This window comes from Chryseobacterium sp. FH1, from assembly GCF_000735135.1.
Classification (GTDB): Bacteria; Bacteroidota; Bacteroidia; order Flavobacteriales; family Weeksellaceae; genus Epilithonimonas.
This window is the reverse complement of sequence record NZ_JPLZ01000005.1, coordinates 171,046-193,860: the sequence shown is the minus strand read 5'-3', so window position 1 is coordinate 193,860 and position 22,815 is coordinate 171,046. Positions and strand designations below refer to the sequence as shown.

The following is a 22,815-nucleotide window of genomic DNA, read 5'->3' as shown; positions in this document are numbered from 1 at the left end:
ACCGACAGCAATGTCGGTTTTTTTTATTCAAATTCTACATAGATTTTTTCGCCCGTACTCATCCCGAAAAGGGAAGATGCGCCGTTGAGCAAACTGCCTTTGTAAATGGTGATTTCCAACAAATCAGTATCGTTGAAAATGACCGATGATTTTCCGTGATATTCTTGTTCTCTCTCCCAATCTACAACCACATCTGTGTATTGATCCAATATTTTAGAAACCACGATATTTCTAAATTTAATGGTGAACTTTTCAGAAATCGAGGCGTATTTGTCAAAGAATTTTCGGCTGATATTTGAAACCACATTCCCAAAATTATCAATGTACATCACTTCACCAATGATCATTTTCTCGTTTTCATTATAAATAGCTCTTGGAAACGAAATATCTTTTATTACTTTGATTTTCCTCCCAATAACCTCCGGAAGTCCACCTTTGTACAGATGCATCGCTGCGGGAACAAAAATATCTGTTGATGGAAAGGCAACCTTGTCATCGAATCTGTTATTAAGCGTAATCTCGTAGATAGCCTCTGGCTTTATATCGAAAAACATCAGATTTGTAATGCCATTATCAGCAGAAATGAAATAATGACCATCGATTTTGGTGATGATATTTTTTCTTGATTTGTGATAAAAACTATCTACAGAAATAATGTGAATGCTTCCAGTGGGGAAAAATTTGTAAGCGTTTCTCACGATGTACGCCGTCTGCAAAAGATTGTACGCGGTGATGTTATGCGTAATGTCAACCACTTTTACATCTTCACTCCAGCTAAGTATTTTACCTTTCATACTTGCGACGCGGTGGTCCACAAGTCCGTAATCTGAAGTGAGTGTAATGACTGACATATATTTTATATTTATTGCAAATTTAATATAATTCAATTTTTAAAAGACTTAAAATATGTCAAATCTATTCATATATTTGTTAGACTAACCACTAATATTATTTATGTTCGAAATAAATTATGAACTCGAAGGGATCAACACCAAAACCTTTTATGGTGTTCAGAATCAAAATTTCAATCTGATCAAATCCAGCTTTCCAACGCTTAAACTTACAGGCAGAGACAACTTTGTTTTCGCAATGGGAAACAGGGAGACTTTGGATCTCCTGAAGCAGAAACTGGATGATATCTCGGATTATATTTCCAAACACAATTCTTTAGAGATTAAACAATTAGAATCTCTCCTCAAGCTAAAAGACGAGTCAGAAAAACAATTGATCTTTGACCAAGACATCATTGTTAAAGGTGTCAATGGAAAAGTCATCAAAGCTAAAACTACCAATCTTAAAAAACTCGTGAAAGTTTCCGAGAAAAAAGACATGGTTTTTGCAATCGGGCCGGCTGGGACAGGGAAAACTTACACCAGTGTTGCTTTGGCTGTGAGAGCACTTCGGGACAAGCAGGTTAAAAGAATTATTTTGACCAGACCAGCAGTTGAAGCAGGTGAGAGTCTAGGTTTTCTTCCTGGTGATTTGAAAGAAAAACTAGATCCTTATATGCAACCACTTTACGACGCATTGCGCGATATGATTCCGCATGAGAAGTTGGAAGGTTATATGGAAAAAAGAATTATTGAAGTTGCGCCTCTAGCTTTTATGAGAGGTAGAACTTTGGATGAAGCATTTGTGATTTTGGATGAAGCTCAGAATACCACGCATTCTCAAATGAAAATGTTCCTCACCAGAATGGGGATGAATGCCAAGTTCATCATCACCGGCGATCCAAGCCAGGTCGATTTACCGAAAAATCAACAGTCTGGTCTCAAAGAATCTATGACCATTCTTAAAGATGTGGACGAGATTGGGTTTGTGCATCTAAGCGAGGAAGATGTGGTGCGACATCCGGTTGTGAAAAAGATCATCATGGCTTACAACAGCATCGAGAAAAAATAGAATTTTCTTTTGGAACAGAACTTGCAACGCATAGCTAGAATTTTAAATTGAAAACTATGAAAAAGATTTTTTTAGCTGCAGCTGTTGCAGTTTTTGGGTTTGCCCAAGCGCAGGAAGGTTTTAAATTAGGTGGGCATATTGGAGCACCAACTACTGATAACGCAGCTTTCACACTAGGTTTGGACGCGGCATACAGATGGAACATTGCTAAGAACTTTGATCTAGGTGTAGCAACCGGCTATTCCCATTTTGTGGCAAAAAGTTACAGGTTTGATGGTGGAACCTATAAAGGAGACGACTTTGGATTTATTCCAGTAGCTGTTTCGGGGAAATACTCTTTCAACGGGGCGCCGATTGCTGTAGGTCTGGATTTGGGATATGCAATTTCTACTAATTCAAATATAAACGGTGGACTTTATGCACTTCCGAAATTTATGTATAATATGCCTACTGGTGAGTTGTACGTAGGTTACCAAAGTATCTCTGGAGAATATGACAGAAGATATTATAATGATAGACCAGTTCCTGGAAAAGAATCTGTAGGTGCAGTAGTAGTTGGTTACAACTTCTACCTGAAATAAAATTTTTAACTAAAATATAAATCAAAACTCTGGTGTTTTTCACCAGAGTTTTTTTGTTATACTTAATTTGTATTAAATTTAATATTAAATTAGATTATCAATATCCAAGACTTATAACACATTATTCAATTATTTTATTTTAACGGTATCGAAATTGATGTTAAAAAGTTATAATTAATATTAATCACCTGTTAAAATTACAACTATGAAAAAAATAATTCTATTGTCTGCGGTTACAATATTTGGATTTTCTAACGCGCAAACTTTTGGTTTGAAAGCCGGAGGAAATGTTGCAAGTCTATCAAATACCAATGAGAGTAAGTCCAAATATGGGTTTTATGCCGGTGCGTTTGTCAATATTCCATTGGCAGACACATTCAGTCTCCAGCCAGAAGTGCTTTACAATGGTAAAGGTGTAAGATCTGACGGCCTTGATAATATGTCAGTGAACTTAGATTACATATCTGTTCCCGTGATGTTTCAATACAATGCTACACCACAGTTTTATCTGGAAGCTGGTCCAGAAATGAGTTTTTTAGTCAGTGCAAAAATAAAGGCTGATGGTGAATCTGCAGATTTCAAAGATTTTGTTAATGGTTTCGACTTTGGCGTTGGTTTGGGAGCTGGATATGACTTTACACCAAACTTCGGAGCCAATATCAGATATGTTGCAGGTGTTACGGATATTGCAAAAGACAATGATGGAGCCGATTCCTCAAGAAATGGAGTTTTTCAATTGGGACTTACGTACAAATTCGGAAATTAAATTATTTTAAATAAATATTCAGACCGCTCAATAGAGCGGTTTTTTACGGTTTTTCTAATAATTCTCTTCATCTAACTCAAAAAAAATCAGTAATTTCGCATTAAAGTAAATCTTAAATAATGAGCAAATCTATTGAAGAGTTGAAAAGCCTTTCAACGCAGATCAGAAGGGACATTCTTAGAATGGTTCACGATGTTAACAGCGGTCACCCGGGAGGTTCTCTTGGTTGTACAGAATATTTCGTAGCACTTTATGGGGAAATTTTGAACTACAAATTACCTTTCACAATGGAAGGTAAGGGCGAGGATTTGTTTTTCCTTTCAAATGGTCATATTTCGCCAGTATTTTATAGTACTTTGGCAAGATTCGGATTCTTTCCGGTTGCAGAATTGGCAACTTTCAGAAAACTGAATTCCAGATTGCAAGGGCACCCGACAACACATGAAGGTTTGCCAGGAATCAGAGTAGCATCAGGTTCTTTAGGTCAGGGTTTGTCTGTAGCTTTAGGTGCAGCGCAAGGTAAAAAGTTAGATGGAGATGATTCTTTGGTTTACACACTTCAAGGTGATGGCGAATTGCAGGAAGGTCAAAATTGGGAAGCTTTTATGTATGCTGCTGGTAAAAAAGTAGATAATATCATTGCAACCATAGATTACAACGGAAGACAAATTGATGGAGATACGGATGTTGTTATGCCATTAGGAGATCTTCGTGCAAAATTAGAGGCATTTGGCTGGTTGGTATTAGAAGAGAAGAATGGTAACGATCTGGAAGCTGTGATTGCAATTTTGAACAAAGCAAAATCAGAAACAGGACACGGAAAACCAGTTGCTATTTTACTTCACACAGAGATGGGTAGTGGTGTTGATTATATGATCGGAAGTCATGCTTGGCACGGTAAAGCACCAAATGATGAGCAGTTGGACACAGCTTTCAAACAATTGTACCTAGAAGCTCCAACAGACTATTAATTATCAATGATAAAATAGAAGTGATGAATGGCTTTTTAATCACATAAATTAAAATACAGCAAAAATCATTTATCAACCATTATTTATCAATTATAATATTCAACCATCAATTATAAAAAATAATGAAATATACATACACAGAAAAGAAAGATACACGTTCAGGCTTCGGCGCTGGTTTGGCAGAATTGGCTGATACAAACCCAAATGTTGTTGCACTTTGCGCAGATTTGATAGGTTCTTTGAAGATGGAGAAATTCATAGAAAAAGCACCAGAAAGATTTTTCCAAACTGGAATTGCTGAGGCCAATATGATGGGCTTGGCAACTGGTCTTACAATCAACGGTAAAATCCCTTTCGCAGGTACTTTCGCAAACTTTGCAACATCCCGTGTTTACGATCAGATCCGTCAGTCGATTGCTTATTCTAATAAAAATGTGAAAATAGCAGCTTCTCACGCAGGAGTCACTTTGGGAGAAGATGGCGCAACACACCAGGTTTTGGAAGACATCGGAATGATGAAAATGCTCCCAGGAATGACGGTCATCAATCCTTGTGATTACAATCAGACCAAAGCGGCAACTTTAGCAGTCGCAGCACACGAAGGTCCAGTTTATCTTAGATTTGGTCGTCCTGTGGTTCCCGTTTTCATTCCAGAAGATATGCCTTTCGAGATTGGAAAAGGAATTCTTTTGCAAGAAGGAACAGACGTAACCATCGTTGCAACCGGACATTTGGTTTGGGAATCTTTGTTGGCCGTAGAAGAGTTGGAGAAGGAGGGGATCTCTTGCGAGGTCATCAATATTCATACAATCAAACCTTTGGACGAAGAAATTATCCTTAAGTCTGTAGAGAAAACTGGAAAAATAGTTTCTGCAGAAGAACATAATTTCCTAGGTGGACTTGGAGAATCTATTGCTGGAATGCTGTCCAGAAGAAGACCAACGCCTCAAGAATTTGTAGCGGTTCATGATACTTTCGGGGAATCCGGAACGCCTGCACAGTTGATGAAAAAATACGAAATAGATGCGGAAGCAGTCGTAAAAGCAGTTAAAAAAATCATCGAGAGAACAAAATAATTTCGGAAATTATATTTACAAAAAATCCACCATTTTCGGTGGATTTTTGCTTTAAGAACATTAAATAATTTTTTGAGCAGATTGGCTCTGTCTTTCGGTACTAAACCTAACGAAATGGTTCACCATAGCCAATCTTTTTGTCAAAGCTTTCCCAGCCACAAGAAAGGATTTCCGGGTAAACGTCACGAAGGGCCTCATCGATTCAAATAAAAAAAATAGGAAAAATTAGATAATCCGGGCTACAGTTTTCCGGGTCGAATCATTTGTCCTTAGATTTCAAATTTGCATCGAAATCGAGATAGATTAATTAGACTGATTACATAATACATTTTGCAAGCTACATTTTCCAAAAAAACATTTTGCAGAAAATCTCATTTTCACTACTTTTGACACATCAAAATTATAAAAATGACATCGCCATATGTCAAAACTCAGTTAAAAGTAGTGATAGTAACGATGGCGATTGTATATGACCTATTATAAAATAAAGATATACATATGAAAAAATCAGTGATATTGTTGGCTTCTGCTATTCTCGTTATTTCTTGTGATCTTCCTGCTGGAGGAAACAAAGGCCGTTTAAAAAAAGAAGGCGATGTCGTAAGATATGATGACCAAAATGCAGCTCACGGAACTTACGCACCAGCTGCGGACACAGCAAAAGCTGTTCATAAAATCGCTGACACAGCAAAAGCTGCAACTATAGAATCAAAAGTGACTGCTCCAGAAACTAAAGAAGCACCAAAAGCTGAACACTAATCAGAATTTTATAAAAATATTATAATAAAAAATGTCTTGCCTTTGCAGGACATTTTTTATTTTTACGAACCTACTTGGTCAAAATTTTAAAATCTTTGACAAAGTATTTAATCATTTATCAATCATCATTTATCATTAATAAAAATGAGCAATACACAAACATACATCAACGAAAACAAACAACGTTTTCTAGAAGAACTTTTCGACATTCTTCGAATAGCATCTATAAGTGCAGATCCAGCCTACAAATCAGAAGTGCTGAAATGTGCAGACGAGGTGGCGAGACATCTGAAAGTTGCTGGAGCAGACAATGTGGAGATCCTTGAAACCAAAGGTTATCCAATCGTTTTCGGAGAGAAGATCATCGATGCAAATCTACCGACGGTTTTGGTTTATGGACATTATGACGTTCAGCCAGCCGATCCATTAGAATTATGGACAAGTGATCCTTTCGAACCAGTTGTAAAAACGACTGAGCTACATCCCGAAGGAGCAGTTTTCGCGAGAGGTTCTGCAGATGACAAAGGCCAGTTTTTTATGCACGTAAAGGCTTTCGAAGCGATGATGAAAACGGATTCTCTGCCTTGTAATGTCAAGTTTTTGATTGAAGGAGAAGAAGAAGTTGGCTCTGCAAGTTTGGCGGATTTCCTAGAAGATAATAAAGAAAAATTGAGTTGTGACGTGATCTTGATTTCCGACACGCATATTTATTCTAATGAGCAACCAACGGTTACAACAGGTTTAAGAGGTTTAAGCTATGTGGAGGTTGAAGTTGAAGGTCCAAACCGCGACTTGCATTCCGGACTTTACGGTGGCGCAGTTCCAAATCCAATCAATGTCTTATCAAAAATGATTAGCGAATTAATCGACGACAAAGGACACATCACAATCGACGGTTTTTATGACAATGTTTTGATTGTTTCCGATGAAGACAGAGCAGAAATGAACAAACTGAAAGACGATCAGGAAGGTTACAAAAAATCGATTGGTCTTAATGATATTCAAGGAGAGGAAGGTTACACGACTTTGGAAAGAGCGTCAATTCGTCCAACTTTAGATGTCAACGGAATCTGGGGCGGTTACACTGGTGAAGGTGCGAAAACAGTGATTGCCTCCAAAGCTTTTGCTAAAATTTCGATGAGACTTGTTCCAAATCAAACACCTGAAGAAATTACCGAAAAGTTCAACAAACATTTCGAAAAGATCGCGCCTAAGAGTGTGAAGGTAAAAGTGACGCCTCACCACGGCGGAATGCCTTATGTTTTGGAAAGCAATACCAAAGAATTCCAGGCTGCCAAAAAGGCAATGGAAAAAGCTTTCGGGAAAGAGGTTTTACCATATAGAAGTGGTGGGAGCATTCCAATTACTTCATTGTTCGAAAAAGTTCTTGGCGCGAAATCTGTATTAATGGGATTCGGTTTGGACTCGGATGCGATACATTCACCAAACGAGCATTACGGACTTTACAATTATTACAAAGGAATAGAAAGTATCCCATATTTCTTTGAGTTCTATGCAAGAGGATAAAAAATAAAGACAGTCTAGGCTGTCTTTCTTGTTAATATTAAAAATTAAAATTATGTCAAAAGTTATTTACATCACTGGCGGAAGCAAAGGCATTGGTTTCGGAATAGCAGAAGTATTATTGAAAAATGGTCACAAGGTTGCCATCAGCGGAAGAAATCAGGAAGATGTTGATAAAGCGGTTTTGGAACTTAAGAAAGTTTCAGATAGTGTTTTCGGATTTACCTCAGATGTCCGAAATTTCGAAGAGGAGGAGAGTGCGGTTTCCAAGATCTTAGAAAAATTTGAAAAGTTGGATGTTGTGATCGCCAATGCAGGTTTAGGAATCTTCAAACCTGTGGACGAATTGACTATTGAAGATTGGAATGCGATGCAGGAAACCAATTTGACGGGTTGTTTCTACACCTTAAAAGCATCAGTGGAACAATTGAAGAAATCTCAAGGTTATTATATCACAATCGCCAGTCTTGCAGGAACCAATTTCTTTGAAAATGGAGCAGGTTACAATGCTTCAAAGTTTGGGGTTGTAGGTTTCACACAAGCGGCGATGATAGACCTTAGAAAATACAACATCAAAGTTTCTACAATAATGCCAGGTTCTGTTGCTACTCATTTTAATGGGAATATTCCATCGGAAAAAGACAATTGGAAAATCCAGCCGGAAGATATGGGAAGTCTCGTTCTTGATATGTTGAATATGAATCCGCGGGTTTTACCAAGTAAAATTGAATTAAGAGCAAGCCAGGTTAAAAAGTGAAACTATTAGATTGCATATTAACATTATAACGCTCTTTATTGTTATTTATATAATTATTAATACATTCATTTACTCAGAATAAAACATAAATTAAAGGTGAAAACACTATTTTTTTAAATTTCAATTTGATCAAAAAAATGTGTTATGACAAGCATTATTTTTGTAAGTTTTTGAAAATCTTATATATAGGTGATACATAAAAATCTTAAAATGTTAAATGTTTAATTATTGTCAGAAATTGTTTTTGTTTAGGCAAATTTTTATTACATTTGTTAAAGTTAAATTAATTAAAATAATTTTATTATGAAAAAAATTCTATTATCTGGCTTTGTGGCTATTTGTGGATTAATGAATGCTCAAGCAATCAACGCTGGTTTTGAGCAGTCAGAAGGTTATACTGTTGGTACATTAGCAGGACAAAGTATTTGGGGCTCAACCGCAAATGCTCATACAACTGTTGTGTCAACTGAAGATGCTAAAAGTGGTATAGCATCAGTTAAAATGACTCCAGGTACTTCTACTTTAGCTGGAGGTGTTATTAGCACAACTAATTATATCTATGCTCCCGAAATTGTTTTGGAGTTTGATTTTAAAGTTAATGCTGCTGCTTATCAAACTTGGTGGATGGTAACTCCTCAAGATCCAGATGCTGGATCAGTGGTAGGAAGAGTAGTTCTTGGAGCTGATATCGATGAATTGTTAGTTCTTGACTACACGGGTGCTAATGGTGCATTAGCTTATACGGAAATTGGTGAAATTGCAGCTTTCACAAGAGATACTTGGAATCACGTGAAAATGGTAATGAACTTTGATGATGGAGAGGCTAATTATTATTTAAATGATGTTTTGATCTACACAGGTCCAGTTGTTGCTGGAACAAGTGCTGTTGGTAACTTGGTTATTGCTAATGATAATTATGATGCTCTTGGTGCAGCATTTGTAGATAATGTAAGGCTTTACGACTCTGCTACTGCAGGAGTTAATGATATCAAAAAATCAGCATTCTCTGTTTTCCCTAACCCAACAGCAGATTTCTTAAACGTAGCTACTAAATCAAAAGTAGAATCTGCACAAGTTTATGACTTGTCTGGTAAAGCGGTTAATGTTTCTGTTTCTAACAATCAAATTGATGTAAGAAACTTGGCTAAAGGATCTTATGTTGTTAAAATCCAAACAGCAGAAGGAACTTCTACTCAGAAATTCATCAAAAAATAATTTAAAGTTATTTTTTACTAATATTAAGCACCTTTTTAGGTGCTTTTTTTGTGCAGTTATTTCAAGTAATTATAATGTTAATCTTTCCAGCATTCCCGAAACTCATTGTCTGTAAAGACTTTCAGTAATATTATTTAATAAATAGCAATAAATTATGCATGCATAGCATTTTTTATATAAATTAGCGATATTCATATAACAAAATATCCAAATGATACGATGAAATCGATACAGTTCTAAAAAGAATATCAATATAAAGTTGAGCGATGACATACGGTAAATAAAAAACATTAAAAATTACATATGAAAATATTAGTTTGTATCAGTAGTGTACCAGACACTACAAGTAAAATTAACTTCACGGCAGACAAATCTGCGTTTGACAAAAACGGAATCCAATGGGTTATCAATCCATTGGATGAATTCGCTTTGACAAAAGCTATAAAATTACAGGAATCCCAAGGCGCAACAGTTACCGTTGTGAACGTTGGCGATGCAGGAACAGAAGCAGTGATCAGAAAGGCTTTGGCAATTGGAGCTAATGATGCAGTGAGAGTAAATTCTGAAGCTAAAGATAGTTTCTCTGTGGCTAAAGAAATTGCTAAAGTGGCTCAAGATGGATCTTATGATTTAATCTTAATGGGAAAAGAATCCATCGATTACAATGGTGGCGCAGTTCCAGGAATCGTAGCTCAATTGCTAAATATTCCATTCGTCAATGCCACTGTTGGTCTTGATGTAAATGGTTCAGAAGCGACTGCAGTTAGAGAAATTGAAGGAGGGAAAGAAACTATTTCTGTAAAATTGCCGGCAGTCGTTGCCGGACAGAAAGGTTTGGTAGATGAGAAAGAACTTATTATCCCAAATATGAGAGGGATTATGTCTGCTAGAACAAAATCACTTCAAGTAGTAGAACCTTCTAATTCAGAAGTAAAAGTTGAAGCGGTCTCTTTTGATAGCGTGGCGCCAAGAGCTGCGGTAAAATTGGTTTCTGCTGACAATCTTGATGAATTGGTGAGATTACTTCACGAGGAAGCAAAAGTGATATAAATACAGACAATGAGAGAATAGACTGATAGATAATAGATTTATCATCGTCTATTATCTATCAGTCTATAATCTTTAATCTTAAAAAAAAAGAAAAATGGCAGTATTCGTATACGCAGAAAATATAAACGGAATTTATAAAAAAGCAGCATTTGAAGCCGTTGCTTACGCAAAAGCAGTTGCAACAAAAACTGGAGATTCAGTGACTGCAATTTCCATCAACCCTACAGATTCTTCGGATCTTCTTTACAAATATGGTGCAGATAAGGTCATCAATGTAAAAGATGCAGGCCTTAAAAACTTCAGTTCAAAAGCCTACGCCGAGGCAGTTAATCAAATTTTTGACGGAAGCATTATCGTCTTTCCTCACACCACAGATGCATCCTCCGTTGCACCGATGTTATCAGTAATTAAAAATTATTCTTTGATTACCAATGTCATCGAAGCTCCAGAAAGTACTTCACCTTTCCAAGTGAAAAGAAAAGCATTCTCTGGAAAAGGTTTTATGCATGCAAAAGCTGATGCAGCAGGTGTGATTATCACTGTTTCTCAAAATGCTTTCGGTGTGAAAGAAAATGCAACTTCTGGATCCGAAGAGATAAAGGAATTAAGCATTGCAAACGAAGATACAAAAGTGATCAACCACGAGCAGTCTTCCGGAAAACTCGATTTGAAAGAAGCTGAGGTTGTAGTTTCCGCTGGTAGAGGTCTGAAAGGTCCTGAAAACTGGGGAATGATCGAAGACCTTGCAAATGTTCTTGGCGCGGCAACAGCTTGTTCAAAACCTGTTTCCGACATTGGTTGGAGAGGTCACAATGAGCATGTTGGTCAAACAGGGAAGGCCATTTCCCCCAATCTTTATGTTGCAGTTGGGATTTCCGGCGCGATTCAGCATTTGGCAGGTGTCAACAGTTCCAAGACGATTGTGGTCATCAACAATGATCCGGAAGCACCATTCTTCAAATCTGCGGATTATGGAGTGGTGGGAGATGCTTTCCAAATAATTCCAGCATTGACAGAGAAAATCAAAGCTTTGAAAGGAGCATAATTTTTCTCAAAATAAAATCAGAACCTGGGTCATTGGCTCAGGTTTTTTGTTTTTACTGATTGTGATTATTTGGGCGCCTTTATCCGCCCACCGTTCCCGCTTTTTTGTGCCAAGGCTTTTCCCAAAGCTTACAAAAAGAGCTCCACTCAGGTCGGGGCGCGCTTCGCAAATTTCACTATTCGACAAATGTTTGAAGTTTGCTAGATCTAGAAATTTTCAGATATGGAATGTGGAAATTTATGCTAAATACCTATGCACTTGCGATTCCTAGCTTTTGTAAGCTGTGATAATGTAAAACGATTTTAAACATTTTAATTATTTCATAAAATAACTTTTAATATGAATCCTTTCATTAGAAATTTTTACTTTTGAAGATGCTTCAAATCCCGGAACATAAAATCCCCATCACAGAACTCAAAACCAATTTTGATGTCCAGATTTTCATCAAAAGGGAAGACCTCATTCATCCAACAATCTCCGGAAACAAATTCTGGAAACTCCTCCTCAACGTCAACCAATATCTGGAATCCAAACCTGAGAATCCTTTGCTGATTACTTTCGGTGGCGCATTTTCCAATCACATTGCGTCGTTTTCAGCTTTTGGAAACGAGTTTGGAATCAAGACGATTGGAATCATCCGAGGAAACGAATTGGAAAACAACTGGCAAGAAAATCCCACACTTTCTGAAGCCTCGAAAAACGGAATGGATTTTCATTTTGTGTCAAGAGAAGATTATCAGAATAAAGAACAACTAACAGGAAATTTTTCAAATCCATATCCGAATTCATTGATTATTCCAGAAGGTGGAAGCAATGAATCGGCTGTTGAAGGCGTGCAATATATGCTGGGAAACGACACCAAAGATTTTGATTATCTTTGCACCGCAGTTGGAACTGGCGGAACTATTGCCGGAATTTCCAAATTTGCAGAAGCGGGTCAAAAGGTTTTAGGCATCAAGGTTGTAAGAGATGATTCGCTGGAAAAGACAATTCTGGAATGGAGCGGAAAGGAAAACTTCGAATTGGTAAATGCTGATGAAAACCGTTATGGTAAAATATCAGAAGAGAATGTCCGTTTTATAAATTGGTTCTTTCAGGAATATCAGATTCCGCTGGACCCGATTTACACAGGAAAGCTGATGCAAACTATTTTTGAATTGGCAGAAAAAGGATTTTTTCCGAAAGGTTCAAAGATTCTGGCATTTCATACGGGCGGATTGCAAGGCACCAAAGGCGCGAATTTGTTTTTGAAGAATAAAGGAAGAGAATTGATAAGATTGAATTTGTAATAGTGGGACAAAACCCCTTCAGAGTTTCAAACTCTGAAGGGGTTGGTGGAGTTTTGGATGGGGGAAATTTTTAAAGACAATTGTTGAAAAGAATTTAGAAACCCATAGCCCCGATAGTAACGGTTACCCCACAGCAGGCGCTGGATTTAGCCTTGGCGCGAGGAGTAATAGTGGATAGCGGGAAATAGCTCCAAATAAGAAATGTCAAGTTGCTATTCGACGTTAGTCAATAAGCTCCTGAAAAATTAAAAGTATTTTGTAAAAAATAAATATGAGAAAGTTATTAGTGATTGGTTTTGTAGGTGTTTTAGGCTTGTTGAAAGCGCAAACCTGGAAAACGGAAGACCAATACATCCAAAAATTTGCGCCGTACGCGGTGGAAGAAATGGAGAAATATAAGATTCCGGCGAGCATCACTTTGGCTCAGGGACTTTTGGAAACCGGTGGCGGACAAAGCCGACTGGCGCAACAAGGGAAAAACCACTTCGGAATCAAATGCAAAGAAGACTGGACCGGAAAAACGATGAGCCACACGGACGACGCTCCCAACGAATGTTTTCGCGTGTATGACGACCCGAAGCAGTCTTATGAAGACCATTCGATTTTTTTGGCGACGCGAAAATATTATGTCGGATTGTTCAAGCTGGATGCGAAGGATTACAAGGCTTGGGCGCACGGATTGAAAAAAGCGGGCTATGCGACGAATCCTAGATATGCGCATATTTTGATTGATAAAATCGAGCGATACAAATTATACGAGTTTGATAACACGAGCAAAGATGAGGTTTACTATGCCATCTTGAAATTATATCCTGCGCTCAACAACGATGCGGTTTTTATGGCGCAATTGGGTCAGGAAAAACAAAATGACAGAGTTGCTCCGCCAACCATCAAAGTGGATTATACGCAAGGTTCTTACGCCAAACAACAAAATAAAGTTTCGGAAATCGTAGATTCTAAAACAAGAACGGCGCTTTTGAAAAATATCCTGGTAAAAAATCATCCAAACGATGGTCTTAAGTTCTTCATAATGCCTGTGGATGCGGACGTTTCTGAGATTTCTAAGAAATTTGGAATCAGTGAAAAACGTCTGATGAAATACAACGAATTGGAAAGTTCTAAACTGGCGAAGAACGACATCATCTTCCTGGAAGGTAAAAATTCATCTGGAAACAAGGCCACTTACAAAGCTGGAACGGGCGAAACGATGCACGATATTGCTCAGAAATTTGCCATCAAGGAGAAAAAACTGTACAGCAAAAACAGGATGAACCAAGGCGAACAGCCGAAATCCGGGCAATTGATTTATCTTCAGAATAAGAAACCGAGGTCTTAGTTCGATGACGGAAGTCTGATGTCCGAAGACAAAAATCTACTCAATATCAATAACCTCCGACTTCCGTCCTCGGACTTCGGACAAAACAACTATCAACAAAAATGTTATACCAAAGAAGTTCAGCGCTTTTTGAAGAGGCGTACAAATATATTCCGGGCGGTGTGAATTCGCCGGTTCGTGCTTTCAAATCTGTGGGTGGCGTTCCACTTTTTATGAAGTCTGCGAAAGGTGCTTACCTGACCGATGAAGACGACAGAAACTACATCGATTACATCAATTCTTGGGGACCAGCCATCTTGGGACACACGCATCCCGAAGTTTTGGAAGCTTTGAAGTTGCAGGCGGAGAAAGGATTTTCTTTCGGAGCACCAACAGAATTGGAAACCGAAATTGCAAAGTACATCGTAGAAAATGTCCCGAATATCGACCAAATCAGAATGGTTTCTTCCGGAACTGAGGCTTGTATGAGCGCAATTCGTTTGGCAAGAGGATTCACTGGAAGAGAGAAAATCATCAAGTTCGAAGGTTGTTATCACGGACATTCGGATTCCTTTCTGATTCAGGCGGGAAGTGGAATGGCAACGTTTGGAAGTCCCAATTCGCCAGGCGTAACACAAGGAACAGCGAAAGATACTTTGTTGGCTGAGTACAATAATTTTGAGCAAGTTGAAGACCTTTTCAAAGCGAATCCGGAACAGATTGCCTGTATCATCGTAGAACCGATTGCTGGAAATATGGGTTGTATTTTGCCTGAGAATAATTTCCTTCAAAACCTTAGAAAAATCTGTGACGAGAACGGTGCACTTTTGATCTTTGATGAGGTGATGACAGGTTTCCGATTAGCGTTTGGTGGCGCACAGGAAGCTTTGAATGTGAAAGCAGATCTGGTGACTTTTGGAAAAGTGATCGGTGGCGGATTGCCAGTTGGTGCTTTTGCCGGACGAAACGAAATTATGAATTACCTTTCGCCAAGAGGCAATGTCTATCAAGCCGGAACTTTGAGTGGAAATCCTTTGGCAATGCGGGCTGGACTCAAAACTTTGCAGTTGATAAAACAAGACCCAGAATTTTATAACAAATTAGCGAAAACCACAGAAACATTGGATTTCGAGATTGGAAAAATCCTGAATGAGAAAGGAATCAAACACAGAATCAACCGAAAAGGAAGTATGATGTCGATTTTCTTTGATGCGACGTCTGTCAGCAACTTCAAAGAGGCAAATGAATCTGGAATTGGTTTGTTCAATAATTTCTTTCATCAGCTTTTGGCGCAAGGAATTTATCTTCCGCCGAGTGGTTATGAAACTTGGTTTATTTCGTCTGCAATTGGCGATACGGAGATTGATAAGACTTTGGAAGCTGTTAGAAACTTTCAGTATTAAAAATAAAAATCGACTTGGTTATTAATTGTCAAGTCGATTTTGTTTATGTTGAAAATCATCTTGGAATTGTATCTTATTAATCTTAAATTAGTAATTCCAAAATGAGAAATCGAATCTCGTTTAACTACCGTTCTTTTCTGTGAGGGCGGTTTTTTAATTTTAATGAATTTAATCCTAAACGATTTTTAAGGATTGAATCAATCCGTCCTCGAATTCATAATGATATTTAATCATAATCGGGCTTCCCGGAAAATTTCCCGAAACCTCAGTGGTCAGAGTCTGTTCTGTTTCCAAATATTCTAAAGGTTTCATTGTAGCGCGATAATCATTGTTGGCTGTATCTATCCATTGTTCGATTTCTTTTCTGCCAGTATGGGTTTTCCCCTCATCAAAGACTACGGCCGTTTCCGTAAAACATTGAGCATAAGCTGCGCTGTCAAAATCGTTTTGTGTTTTTATCAATTCTTCGACTACTTTTGATAAGTTCATAATTTTTAATTTTATAGATTATAAAATGTTTGGTACTTTAGTCTAGAGATACTTTACTCAGTAACTTTTAAGCTCTGAATTGCTTTGTCAGCTATACTGAAATGAAATTTTAAAACGATAGGACTTTGCGGAAATGTTCCTGTAACTTTTGCCCATAGTATATCTTCTTTTTCATCATAATCAACTGGCTCAAGCGTATCTTGATGTTGTCTGTTGGAATTATCAATCCATTGTTCGATTGCTTTTTTGCCTGTATGCGTCTTGCCCTCATCAAAAACTACGGCTGTTTCTGAAAAACATTCTGTAAATGCAACACTGTCAAAACTGTTCTTTGCTGTTATGAATTCCTTAATCACTTTTGGTAGGTTCATAATTTTAAATTTTAAAGGTTGTTAAATTGTTGGTACTGTACCACCATCGATGACGAAATTGGTTCCTGTCAAATAATTAGCTCTCGGAGAAACCAAAAAGCCTACTAATTCTGCTACTTCTTCGGATTCAGCAGGTCGTCCAAACGGGATTCCGCCTAATGCGTCCATCACACCTTGTTGTGCTTGTTCTATGGTGCTGTTGGCATTTCTTGCAATTTCACCTAACCAGGCTTTTGATGCAGTTGTATTAATCCAACCTGGCGAAACAGTTAGCACACGAACGCCTTTTGGTGTCACCTCGTTGGATAAGCTTTTACTATAATTGATTAAGGCGGCTTTTGAAGCGGCATAAGGCAAGGTAGAATCATACAATGGCAGTTTACCTTGGATAGATGCGATGTGGATGATAACGCCAGATTTGCGTTCAATCATTTGTGGCAAAAATCCTCTGTCCAATCTCACAGGAGCAAGCAAATTTGCTTGTAATGTTGATTCCCAATCTTCGTCACTTAGTGCCACAAAACCTCCCGCTGGCGTCACAGAAGAACCTAGGTTATTGACCAAAATATCCAGCCTTCCATAAGTCGTTAGCACTTCGTTGATTAATTTTTGTGAATCTTCTGCTTTGCTCAAATCCGAGGTAATGAAATGTAATTTTCCGTTTTCTTCTTCAGGCGCATTTCGCGCAGTGATGATAACGGTTGCTCCCGCTTGTAAAAGTCTTTCTGCGATGGCTCTTCCGGCTCCTTTTGTACCTCCAGTTACCAAAGCGATTGTGCCAGATAACTCATTGTTGAAATTAAATTGTTGTTCCATTTGTTTAATTATTTTAGGCAAATTTCAGACTTATGTACGCTTCTCACAATTACGGAATTACGATTCATATAGGGAATATTTTTTCCCCTATTGCACGATTTGGAACATAGGTTTAAATTTGTCTTATGTATGAGCGAAAAATAATTCCGAATCTGAACTGTGGTTTAGATTTGATTGGCGAGGTGCTGTATGGGAAATGGAAAATTCGTTTGCTTTTTTTTATCCATCAAGGACATCAACGCCCAAGTGAATTGCAACGGAAGATTCCGGATGCAACAAGAAGAGTTTTGAATATTCAGTTAAAAGAATTGGAAGACCACGGATTGGTAAGCAAAGAAATATTTCCCGTTGTGCCTCCAAAAGTGGAGTATAGCCTTACTGAAGTGGGAAAAACATTGATTCCTGTGATTTCAGCGATTGGAGAATGGGGCGACGCTAATGAAAAGCATCTGAGGAAAGTGATCTTGAAAAGATTGAATATTGAGTAAAAACAAAAAACTTTCCCACTGGGAAAGTTTTCATTATTACAATTAAGAATATTCCATTTGACTATCCATTCATTTTTTCATAAATATCTGGGCACCATATCAACAACATTTGATAAATACATATTCCAAAAATGAAAAATTTTGTGAATATGAAATCCTTTACTGTCAAAATGTTTTCTCTCGAATGTTTTTGTTTCGCTCATTCTTTATTGTTTTCAAAAACTGTTAAGAATCTGCTCATAAAATTGACTATAACCGTTGATAATGAAAATATCATGAGTATAAAAAATAGTTCAATAGGCAACCCGTCGAAAAATAAATTAAATATAAAAAGTAATATTCCGACAAAATGTGCGACGTAAATATATCTAGTTTTTATAATTCCATTATTATATTTTAAATAAAAAATGTAAGCCAAGAATATGAAAAACAAAGAGTGTACAATCTGTATAATTACCACTTGTAAAAATTATTTCGCTGGTTTCGCTCTCAAATATTGATGTGGATAGAAATTTTCCTCTCCATTTTCCCACGCAGATTGAACTGCGAAATACGGATTTCTAAGAATTTCTCTCGCTAAGAAAATCAAATCTGCTTGTTCGTTTTCCAAAATTTCTTCAGCAAGTTCAGTTGATGTGATGAGTCCAACTGCACCAGTTTTGATGTCCGCATTTTTCTTTACAGCTTCGGCCAACGGAACTTGATAGCCAGGATTCAGCGGAATGGTAACGCCACTGATATTGCCACCGCTGGAAACATCTATCAAGTTTACATTTTTGGTTTTCAAAATTTTGGCAAGTTCTACGCTGTCGGAGATTTCCCAGCCGTTTTCCGCATATTCGGTTCCAGAGATTCTTACGAATAACGCTTGATTTTCTGTGATTTCAGAATTGACGGCATCCACAATTTCCATCAGGAATCTGGCTCTGTTTTCTGCATTTCCACCATATTCGTCGGTTCTCGTGTTGGAAAGTGGTGACAAGAATTGATGAATCAAATAACCGTGTGCACCGTGGATTTCTATCACATCAAAACTTGCATCCACGGCTCTTTTCGTTGCTTTTCGGAAATCTTCAACCAAGTTTTTGATTTCTTCAATCGTCAAAACGTGTGGCGTTCTTTCTGAGTGGTGAAAAGGAATTGGACTTGGCGCAATGGTTTCCCAGCCTTCTTCGATGCTGATTTGTCGGTTTTCCCACGTCGAGCCTTTTCTGCCAGCGTGAGCCAACTGGATTCCGATTTTGCTTTCTGAATTCTGATGAACGAAATCCACGATTTTTTTCAAAGCCAAAGCTTGCTCGTCATTCCAAATGCCGAGACATTTGTTGGTAATTCTTCCGCGAGGTTCTACGCCGGTTGCTTCTACCATTACCAATCCAACGCCACCTTGCGCGCGACTGCCGTAATGAACAAAGTGAAAATCGTTGGCGACGCCATCTTCTGCCGAGTACATACACATTGGCGACATTACGATTCGGTTTTTCAGCTCTATGTTTCTGAATGATATGGGCGTGAAAAGTTTCATTTTTTAATGATTTTTGCTAATTATGATTGATAATGCCCACTACCACGATTGTTCTAAAAAAAATAGATTCTTCGTAATTATGAGCAAATGTTGTTTTTATATAGAAATCTGCAACCCGACTTGAACGGAAATCCTTTTTTGCATTTAGGAAAGTTCGATTTAATTGGAAATCGTGTGCAAAAAAGATTGGGAGTGGAAGGCGGATAAGTTGCCCAAATCTTAAACCCCAAACTGCGAAAGATGATGTTCCAGATGTTTGGCCATCATATTGTTCCATTCTGTGGCCGTCAGTTTTCCGAAGTTGAAACTTTCTTTGCCTTCAAAGGCTTCTGCTCCCAACTGTTGCGTTTTCTGGATAAATCCGATGATGCGCTTTCTTTCTTCTTCGAAATTCTTGCTGTCGGTGATTACAAACATTGCGGACGTTGGAACGTTTTGTTTGTAGGCCAATTCATTGGTTACCTTGGATTTGACAAATTTTTTCATCAGCCATTTTGTGATGAAGGTCGGTTTTCTGTGTTTTTCCTGTTCGTAGATGAGTTCATAGGTCACGTTGCAGTGCGCCAGCATTTTGTCCACGGACATCAATCCCCATTTTGGAAAAGAGTCTTCTGTAAGCGCGTTGATTCGTTTGATGAAATGAGAAGTATCGGTTTGGTCGAAGATATTTTTCATAGGTTTTTTATTATTTATGCAACGATTTTATTGATTTGGTTGAGTTCCTCTGTCAGGAGTTTGTTGTTCTTTCTGTTTTTTATTAATCTAATAATCAAGTAACTAGATGTTAAAACTGATAGGAAGATAATTATTAAATTAATGATATTAGACTTGGTTTTCTGTTCTGCCAGTTTTTGATTGTTTTCTGCATTCAAAACATCGATGCTTTTGTTGAGAGAGGCAAGTTCGCTTTGTTCTCTGGCAAATTTGGTTTCAATGTATTGCTTGTTGTACACTTCATAATTGTTCCAATCTTGAAGTGCGAGATAATTGTCAGCAAAACCTTTGGAAATGCCTTCACTCAAGACAAGGTCGCCCACTTTTTTGGACAGATTGACAGCTTTTTTCAATAGCCCGATCGCTTCGTGATGTTTGCCTTGCGTTGTGTAAATTTCCGCAAGGCCTTTGTATGCGAAGGCTTCCAAACTTTCTGCGTGGACAGATCTTGCGACATCAGCGGATTCTTTGAAGTATTTTTCCGCCTCATTATTTTTATTAAGGTAAAAATAGCAATAACCGATGTTGTAAAGAATCACACTGCTGTTGGGAATCGAGTTGTCGTAATTTCCCACTTTTCGAAGATAATCGAGAGCGATCAGTAGTTTTTCCAAAGCCAACTCATTGTTGTTCTGGTTTTTATAAACCAAACCTCTGATGGTAGAATTGAGTCCGAGATACAAAGTTTTGAATTTCCCCTCGGGCAAATCCTTGCAGAGTTTGTAATATTCGTCCAAAGATTCCATCGTTTTGGCGTGAAGTCCCATATTGTGGTATTGTATGGCGACGGCGTTCAGGACTTTAATTTTCTGTTCTGGATTGGTGAAAGTTTTGCTTAATTCCTTCATTTTCAAAACCCAATCCAAGGATTTGTCGAAGTCTCGTTTGGAAATATAGGCGTGAGAAATCAACTTGTAAAGCTTGATGATGTGGTCCGGATCTTTTTCATTTTTCAGCATTTGTTGTCCCAGTTTCAAGGTGTTGTCTGGGTTTTCGTAGACGCTGGCCAAGGCTTTTTTGAACACGTCTTCGTTGTACTGAGATTTGAAAATTGCAGTAGATGAGAAAATTAAAATTGATATGTAAAAAAGACGTTTCATTTCTTGTTTTGAGCCAATTGCTGAATGTAAGTGTTGGGCGAAATTCCCGTCACAGATTTGAAAACCGTCGCAAACGAGCTGTGGGAGGAGAATCCTGCTTTCTCCGCCAGATAACTTACTTTGTAACTCAGATAGACTGGTTCTGTTTTTAAAAGATAGGCGATGTAGTTGATTCTTAATTCATTAATGTAATTGTTGTAATTTTTTTCTTTGTATTTATTGATGATTTCCGACAAGTATTTTGTGTTCGTTTCCATTTGACCGGCGAGAACGGCGAGTGACATTTCCCGGTTTAGGAATTTTTCTGACTTTTCAAATTCTTCCAATCGGGCGAGAATATCATTTTCTTTTTCCTTTGAAATGTGAAGCGGTTTTTTCGTGATTTCAGGTTCAGGTTTTTCAATGATCTTAGGAGTTTCTAATGTTTCTTTTTCATTAAGTTTTCTCGTGAATTCCTGTTGTTTTGCGTAGAAATCGATTTGTTTTTGGATAGATTCACTTTTCTTTTTCTCGAAGAAATTGAACAGGAAGATCGATAAAACAATTAAAAAACAAATGCCCGACACGACGATAATATTTTTGACAAAAGCACTTTCTGAATCCTCGAGTCTCTGATTTTCATATTGGTCGTTCAAAAGGATGAGATGACGGATCGCTTCTTTTCTGTTTTGGTCCAGCTTGTCATTTCCTTCTTTATAGTTGCTGTAGAATTTTTGATAAAGTGATTCGTTTTTAAGCGCCAGATAATTTTTGGAAAGATGTTCGTTGATTTTATTTTTCAATGGCAGAAACGATGATTTTTCAATTAAATCCAAAGCTTGCTTCAAATTTTCTGAGGAGGTTTTATAATCTTTTCTGAGGAAATTAATTCTTCCGATATTATCTAGATTATAGGCTTTTAGATAAATGTATTGTGGCGTTTTGCTTAAGGTCTCACTAATTTCGGAAGTGATTTTTTCGGCTTTATCCAATTGATTTTTAGAGATATAAATTATCGTTTGATAGATTTTATTTTCAATTAAAATAAGTTGGCCCTCATTCGTTTCCTTAAGTGAATAATTACTCAGCTTCAAATTTTCTTCCGCCTTTTTCCAGTTTTTCTGAACCATAAAATTGGCGCAGTTTAGTTGATAGATTTGCGCCAGAATATTCTCTGAGTAGTGCTTTGATTTGATCTTAGAAGATTGACTCACAAGGTCTTGGGAAATCCGAATCGACTGTTTGTAAAGTCTAAGTGATTGATACTGTTGAGCCAATGCAAAATCCAGATAAAACGATCCGCTTTCTCTTCTGTTGTGCTTTAAATTTTTTTCGTTGGATTGATCTACAGAAGTCGTGTAATCGCCTTTCAGGTTGTATGATCTTGCCAAAATCAACTGCAATCTTTGCTGGATTACTTCCGGCTCTTTGTTCTTATCAATGTTCTGAAGGATTTGAAGCGCGTTGTCCGGATTTTCGTATAGACTTTTGTAGGCTTTGTCCAACAGTTGTAAAGTTTCTGGGCTACTTTGCGCCGAAGTAGAAATGACTCCGGAAAACAACACGATCCACAAAAAAATAAGCCTGAACATACTACAAAAATAGTTTTTTTATTTGTGAAATAGCCGATTTTTAAAACTTCGTTCGGTAAAAATATGAATGTGACTTTTGTTTAAATAT

Annotated in this window: 23 protein-coding genes; 15 read left to right on the top strand and 8 right to left on the bottom strand. The window is 37.6% G+C overall.

Annotated elements, in window-relative coordinates:
* Nucleotides 1-23: 23 nt before the first annotated feature.
* Nucleotides 24-851, bottom strand: coding sequence for an S-adenosyl-l-methionine hydroxide adenosyltransferase family protein (locus tag IO90_RS06650; protein ID WP_034965156.1), 828 nt, complete (start codon nt 849-851; stop codon nt 24-26).
* A 103-nt stretch (nt 852-954) separates the two neighbouring features.
* On the opposite strand from IO90_RS06650, the gene IO90_RS06645 reads away from it, so the two are divergent.
* The 14 genes from IO90_RS06645 to hemL all read left to right on the top strand — a co-directional run bounded on the left by IO90_RS06645 (nt 955) and on the right by hemL (nt 15,653).
* The gene (locus tag IO90_RS06645) at nt 955-1,902 is read left to right on the top strand and encodes a PhoH family protein (protein ID WP_034965154.1); all 948 of its coding nucleotides are present in this window, start codon (nt 955-957) and stop codon (nt 1,900-1,902) included.
* Between the two features lie 56 nt (nt 1,903-1,958).
* The gene (locus tag IO90_RS06640) at nt 1,959-2,483 is read left to right on the top strand and encodes a hypothetical protein (RefSeq protein WP_034965152.1); all 525 of its coding nucleotides are present in this window, start codon (nt 1,959-1,961) and stop codon (nt 2,481-2,483) included.
* A gap of 205 nt (nt 2,484-2,688) precedes the next feature.
* On the top strand, nt 2,689-3,249 hold the full coding sequence (locus IO90_RS06635) for a porin family protein (RefSeq protein WP_034965151.1): 561 nt from the start codon (nt 2,689-2,691) through the stop codon (nt 3,247-3,249).
* Between the two features lie 119 nt (nt 3,250-3,368).
* A complete protein-coding gene (locus IO90_RS06630) occupies nt 3,369-4,220 on the top strand; it encodes a transketolase (RefSeq protein ID WP_034965148.1) in 852 nt (283 codons plus the stop codon).
* Nucleotides 4,221-4,342: 122 nt separating this feature from the next.
* Complete coding sequence (locus IO90_RS06625; RefSeq protein WP_034965146.1) at nt 4,343-5,296, top strand: transketolase family protein; 954 nt, start codon at nt 4,343-4,345, stop codon at nt 5,294-5,296.
* Nucleotides 5,297-5,794: 498 nt separating this feature from the next.
* Complete coding sequence (locus IO90_RS06620; RefSeq protein WP_034965143.1) at nt 5,795-6,055, top strand: hypothetical protein; 261 nt, start codon at nt 5,795-5,797, stop codon at nt 6,053-6,055.
* A 144-nt stretch (nt 6,056-6,199) separates the two neighbouring features.
* The gene (locus tag IO90_RS06615; RefSeq protein ID WP_034965142.1) at nt 6,200-7,582 is read left to right on the top strand and encodes a dipeptidase; all 1,383 of its coding nucleotides are present in this window, start codon (nt 6,200-6,202) and stop codon (nt 7,580-7,582) included.
* Between the two features lie 52 nt (nt 7,583-7,634).
* Nucleotides 7,635-8,336, top strand: a complete 702-nt coding sequence (locus IO90_RS06610) for an SDR family oxidoreductase (protein ID WP_034965141.1) — start codon at nt 7,635-7,637, stop codon at nt 8,334-8,336.
* Nucleotides 8,337-8,639: 303 nt separating this feature from the next.
* Nucleotides 8,640-9,551, top strand: a complete 912-nt coding sequence (locus tag IO90_RS06605) for a T9SS type A sorting domain-containing protein (RefSeq protein ID WP_034965139.1) — start codon at nt 8,640-8,642, stop codon at nt 9,549-9,551.
* A gap of 303 nt (nt 9,552-9,854) precedes the next feature.
* The gene (locus IO90_RS06600) at nt 9,855-10,601 is read left to right on the top strand and encodes an electron transfer flavoprotein subunit beta/FixA family protein (RefSeq protein ID WP_034965137.1); all 747 of its coding nucleotides are present in this window, start codon (nt 9,855-9,857) and stop codon (nt 10,599-10,601) included.
* Nucleotides 10,602-10,695: 94 nt separating this feature from the next.
* Nucleotides 10,696-11,646: an electron transfer flavoprotein subunit alpha/FixB family protein gene (locus tag IO90_RS06595; protein ID WP_034965135.1), complete on the top strand. Its 951-nt coding sequence runs from the start codon at nt 10,696-10,698 to the stop codon at nt 11,644-11,646.
* A gap of 374 nt (nt 11,647-12,020) precedes the next feature.
* Entirely contained in the window at nt 12,021-12,935 is a 915-nt protein-coding gene (locus IO90_RS06585) for a 1-aminocyclopropane-1-carboxylate deaminase/D-cysteine desulfhydrase (RefSeq protein WP_034965133.1), read from the top strand.
* Between the two features lie 271 nt (nt 12,936-13,206).
* Nucleotides 13,207-14,271 (top strand): glucosaminidase domain-containing protein, encoded by a 1,065-nt coding sequence (locus IO90_RS06580; protein WP_034965131.1) that lies wholly within the window; start codon nt 13,207-13,209, stop codon nt 14,269-14,271.
* A gap of 101 nt (nt 14,272-14,372) precedes the next feature.
* A complete protein-coding gene (gene hemL, locus IO90_RS06575; protein ID WP_034965130.1) occupies nt 14,373-15,653 on the top strand; it encodes a glutamate-1-semialdehyde 2,1-aminomutase in 1,281 nt (426 codons plus the stop codon).
* A gap of 174 nt (nt 15,654-15,827) precedes the next feature.
* Here hemL and IO90_RS06570 read toward each other — a convergent pair whose 3' ends face one another.
* The 3 genes from IO90_RS06570 to IO90_RS06560 are packed head-to-tail and all read right to left on the bottom strand — an operon-like array spanning nt 15,828 to nt 17,329.
* Nucleotides 15,828-16,142 carry a nuclear transport factor 2 family protein gene (locus IO90_RS06570; protein ID WP_034965129.1) on the bottom strand — a complete coding sequence of 105 codons (315 nt, stop codon included), beginning with the start codon at nt 16,140-16,142 and terminating at the stop codon, nt 15,828-15,830.
* Nucleotides 16,143-16,195: 53 nt separating this feature from the next.
* Nucleotides 16,196-16,513 (bottom strand): hypothetical protein, encoded by a 318-nt coding sequence (locus tag IO90_RS06565; RefSeq protein WP_034965128.1) that lies wholly within the window; start codon nt 16,511-16,513, stop codon nt 16,196-16,198.
* A 21-nt stretch (nt 16,514-16,534) separates the two neighbouring features.
* Nucleotides 16,535-17,329, bottom strand: a complete 795-nt coding sequence (locus IO90_RS06560; protein ID WP_034965127.1) for an SDR family oxidoreductase — start codon at nt 17,327-17,329, stop codon at nt 16,535-16,537.
* 125 nt (nt 17,330-17,454) lie between these two features.
* Here IO90_RS06560 and IO90_RS06555 point away from each other — a divergent pair, with 125 nt between their 5' ends.
* The gene (locus IO90_RS06555) at nt 17,455-17,817 is read left to right on the top strand and encodes a winged helix-turn-helix transcriptional regulator (RefSeq protein WP_034965126.1); all 363 of its coding nucleotides are present in this window, start codon (nt 17,455-17,457) and stop codon (nt 17,815-17,817) included.
* Nucleotides 17,818-18,286: 469 nt separating this feature from the next.
* Here the strand turns inward: IO90_RS06555 and namA are convergent, their stop codons facing one another.
* The 4 genes from namA to IO90_RS06530 all read right to left on the bottom strand — a co-directional run bounded on the left by namA (nt 18,287) and on the right by IO90_RS06530 (nt 22,727).
* Nucleotides 18,287-19,342, bottom strand: a complete 1,056-nt coding sequence (namA, locus tag IO90_RS06545; protein ID WP_034965124.1) for an NADPH dehydrogenase NamA — start codon at nt 19,340-19,342, stop codon at nt 18,287-18,289.
* A gap of 219 nt (nt 19,343-19,561) precedes the next feature.
* Complete coding sequence (locus IO90_RS06540; protein WP_034965123.1) at nt 19,562-20,017, bottom strand: DUF1569 domain-containing protein; 456 nt, start codon at nt 20,015-20,017, stop codon at nt 19,562-19,564.
* Between the two features lie 14 nt (nt 20,018-20,031).
* Nucleotides 20,032-21,156 (bottom strand): tetratricopeptide repeat protein, encoded by a 1,125-nt coding sequence (locus IO90_RS06535; RefSeq protein WP_034965122.1) that lies wholly within the window; start codon nt 21,154-21,156, stop codon nt 20,032-20,034.
* A complete protein-coding gene (locus IO90_RS06530) occupies nt 21,153-22,727 on the bottom strand; it encodes a helix-turn-helix domain-containing protein (RefSeq protein WP_034965121.1) in 1,575 nt (524 codons plus the stop codon). Before IO90_RS06530 ends, IO90_RS06535 begins: the two co-directional genes overlap by 4 nt.
* Nucleotides 22,728-22,815: the final 88 nt, after the last annotated feature.

Excerpts from the sequence above, each read along its gene's own strand:
- IO90_RS06650 (WP_034965156.1), bottom strand. The coding sequence starts at position 851 with ATGTCAGTCATTACACTCACTTCAGATTACGGACTTGTGGACCACCGC.
- IO90_RS06585 (WP_034965133.1), top strand. The coding sequence starts at position 12,021 with ATGCTTCAAATCCCGGAACATAAAATCCCCATCACAGAACTCAAAACC.
- IO90_RS06595 (WP_034965135.1), top strand. The coding sequence starts at position 10,696 with ATGGCAGTATTCGTATACGCAGAAAATATAAACGGAATTTATAAAAAA.
- IO90_RS06620 (WP_034965143.1), top strand. The coding sequence starts at position 5,795 with ATGAAAAAATCAGTGATATTGTTGGCTTCTGCTATTCTCGTTATTTCT.
- IO90_RS06625 (WP_034965146.1), top strand. The coding sequence starts at position 4,343 with ATGAAATATACATACACAGAAAAGAAAGATACACGTTCAGGCTTCGGC.
- IO90_RS06570 (WP_034965129.1), bottom strand. The coding sequence starts at position 16,142 with ATGAACTTATCAAAAGTAGTCGAAGAATTGATAAAAACACAAAACGAT.
- IO90_RS06555 (WP_034965126.1), top strand. The coding sequence starts at position 17,455 with ATGTATGAGCGAAAAATAATTCCGAATCTGAACTGTGGTTTAGATTTG.
- IO90_RS06630 (WP_034965148.1), top strand. The coding sequence starts at position 3,369 with ATGAGCAAATCTATTGAAGAGTTGAAAAGCCTTTCAACGCAGATCAGA.
- IO90_RS06645 (WP_034965154.1), top strand. The coding sequence starts at position 955 with ATGTTCGAAATAAATTATGAACTCGAAGGGATCAACACCAAAACCTTT.
- hemL (WP_034965130.1), top strand. The coding sequence starts at position 14,373 with ATGTTATACCAAAGAAGTTCAGCGCTTTTTGAAGAGGCGTACAAATAT.
- IO90_RS06540 (WP_034965123.1), bottom strand. The coding sequence starts at position 20,017 with ATGAAAAATATCTTCGACCAAACCGATACTTCTCATTTCATCAAACGA.
- IO90_RS06580 (WP_034965131.1), top strand. The coding sequence starts at position 13,207 with ATGAGAAAGTTATTAGTGATTGGTTTTGTAGGTGTTTTAGGCTTGTTG.
- IO90_RS06535 (WP_034965122.1), bottom strand. The coding sequence starts at position 21,156 with ATGAAACGTCTTTTTTACATATCAATTTTAATTTTCTCATCTACTGCA.
- IO90_RS06600 (WP_034965137.1), top strand. The coding sequence starts at position 9,855 with ATGAAAATATTAGTTTGTATCAGTAGTGTACCAGACACTACAAGTAAA.
- IO90_RS06530 (WP_034965121.1), bottom strand. The coding sequence starts at position 22,727 with ATGTTCAGGCTTATTTTTTTGTGGATCGTGTTGTTTTCCGGAGTCATT.
- IO90_RS06610 (WP_034965141.1), top strand. The coding sequence starts at position 7,635 with ATGTCAAAAGTTATTTACATCACTGGCGGAAGCAAAGGCATTGGTTTC.
- IO90_RS06605 (WP_034965139.1), top strand. The coding sequence starts at position 8,640 with ATGAAAAAAATTCTATTATCTGGCTTTGTGGCTATTTGTGGATTAATG.
- IO90_RS06565 (WP_034965128.1), bottom strand. The coding sequence starts at position 16,513 with ATGAACCTACCAAAAGTGATTAAGGAATTCATAACAGCAAAGAACAGT.
- namA (WP_034965124.1), bottom strand. The coding sequence starts at position 19,342 with ATGAAACTTTTCACGCCCATATCATTCAGAAACATAGAGCTGAAAAAC.
- IO90_RS06635 (WP_034965151.1), top strand. The coding sequence starts at position 2,689 with ATGAAAAAAATAATTCTATTGTCTGCGGTTACAATATTTGGATTTTCT.
- IO90_RS06560 (WP_034965127.1), bottom strand. The coding sequence starts at position 17,329 with ATGGAACAACAATTTAATTTCAACAATGAGTTATCTGGCACAATCGCT.
- IO90_RS06615 (WP_034965142.1), top strand. The coding sequence starts at position 6,200 with ATGAGCAATACACAAACATACATCAACGAAAACAAACAACGTTTTCTA.
- IO90_RS06640 (WP_034965152.1), top strand. The coding sequence starts at position 1,959 with ATGAAAAAGATTTTTTTAGCTGCAGCTGTTGCAGTTTTTGGGTTTGCC.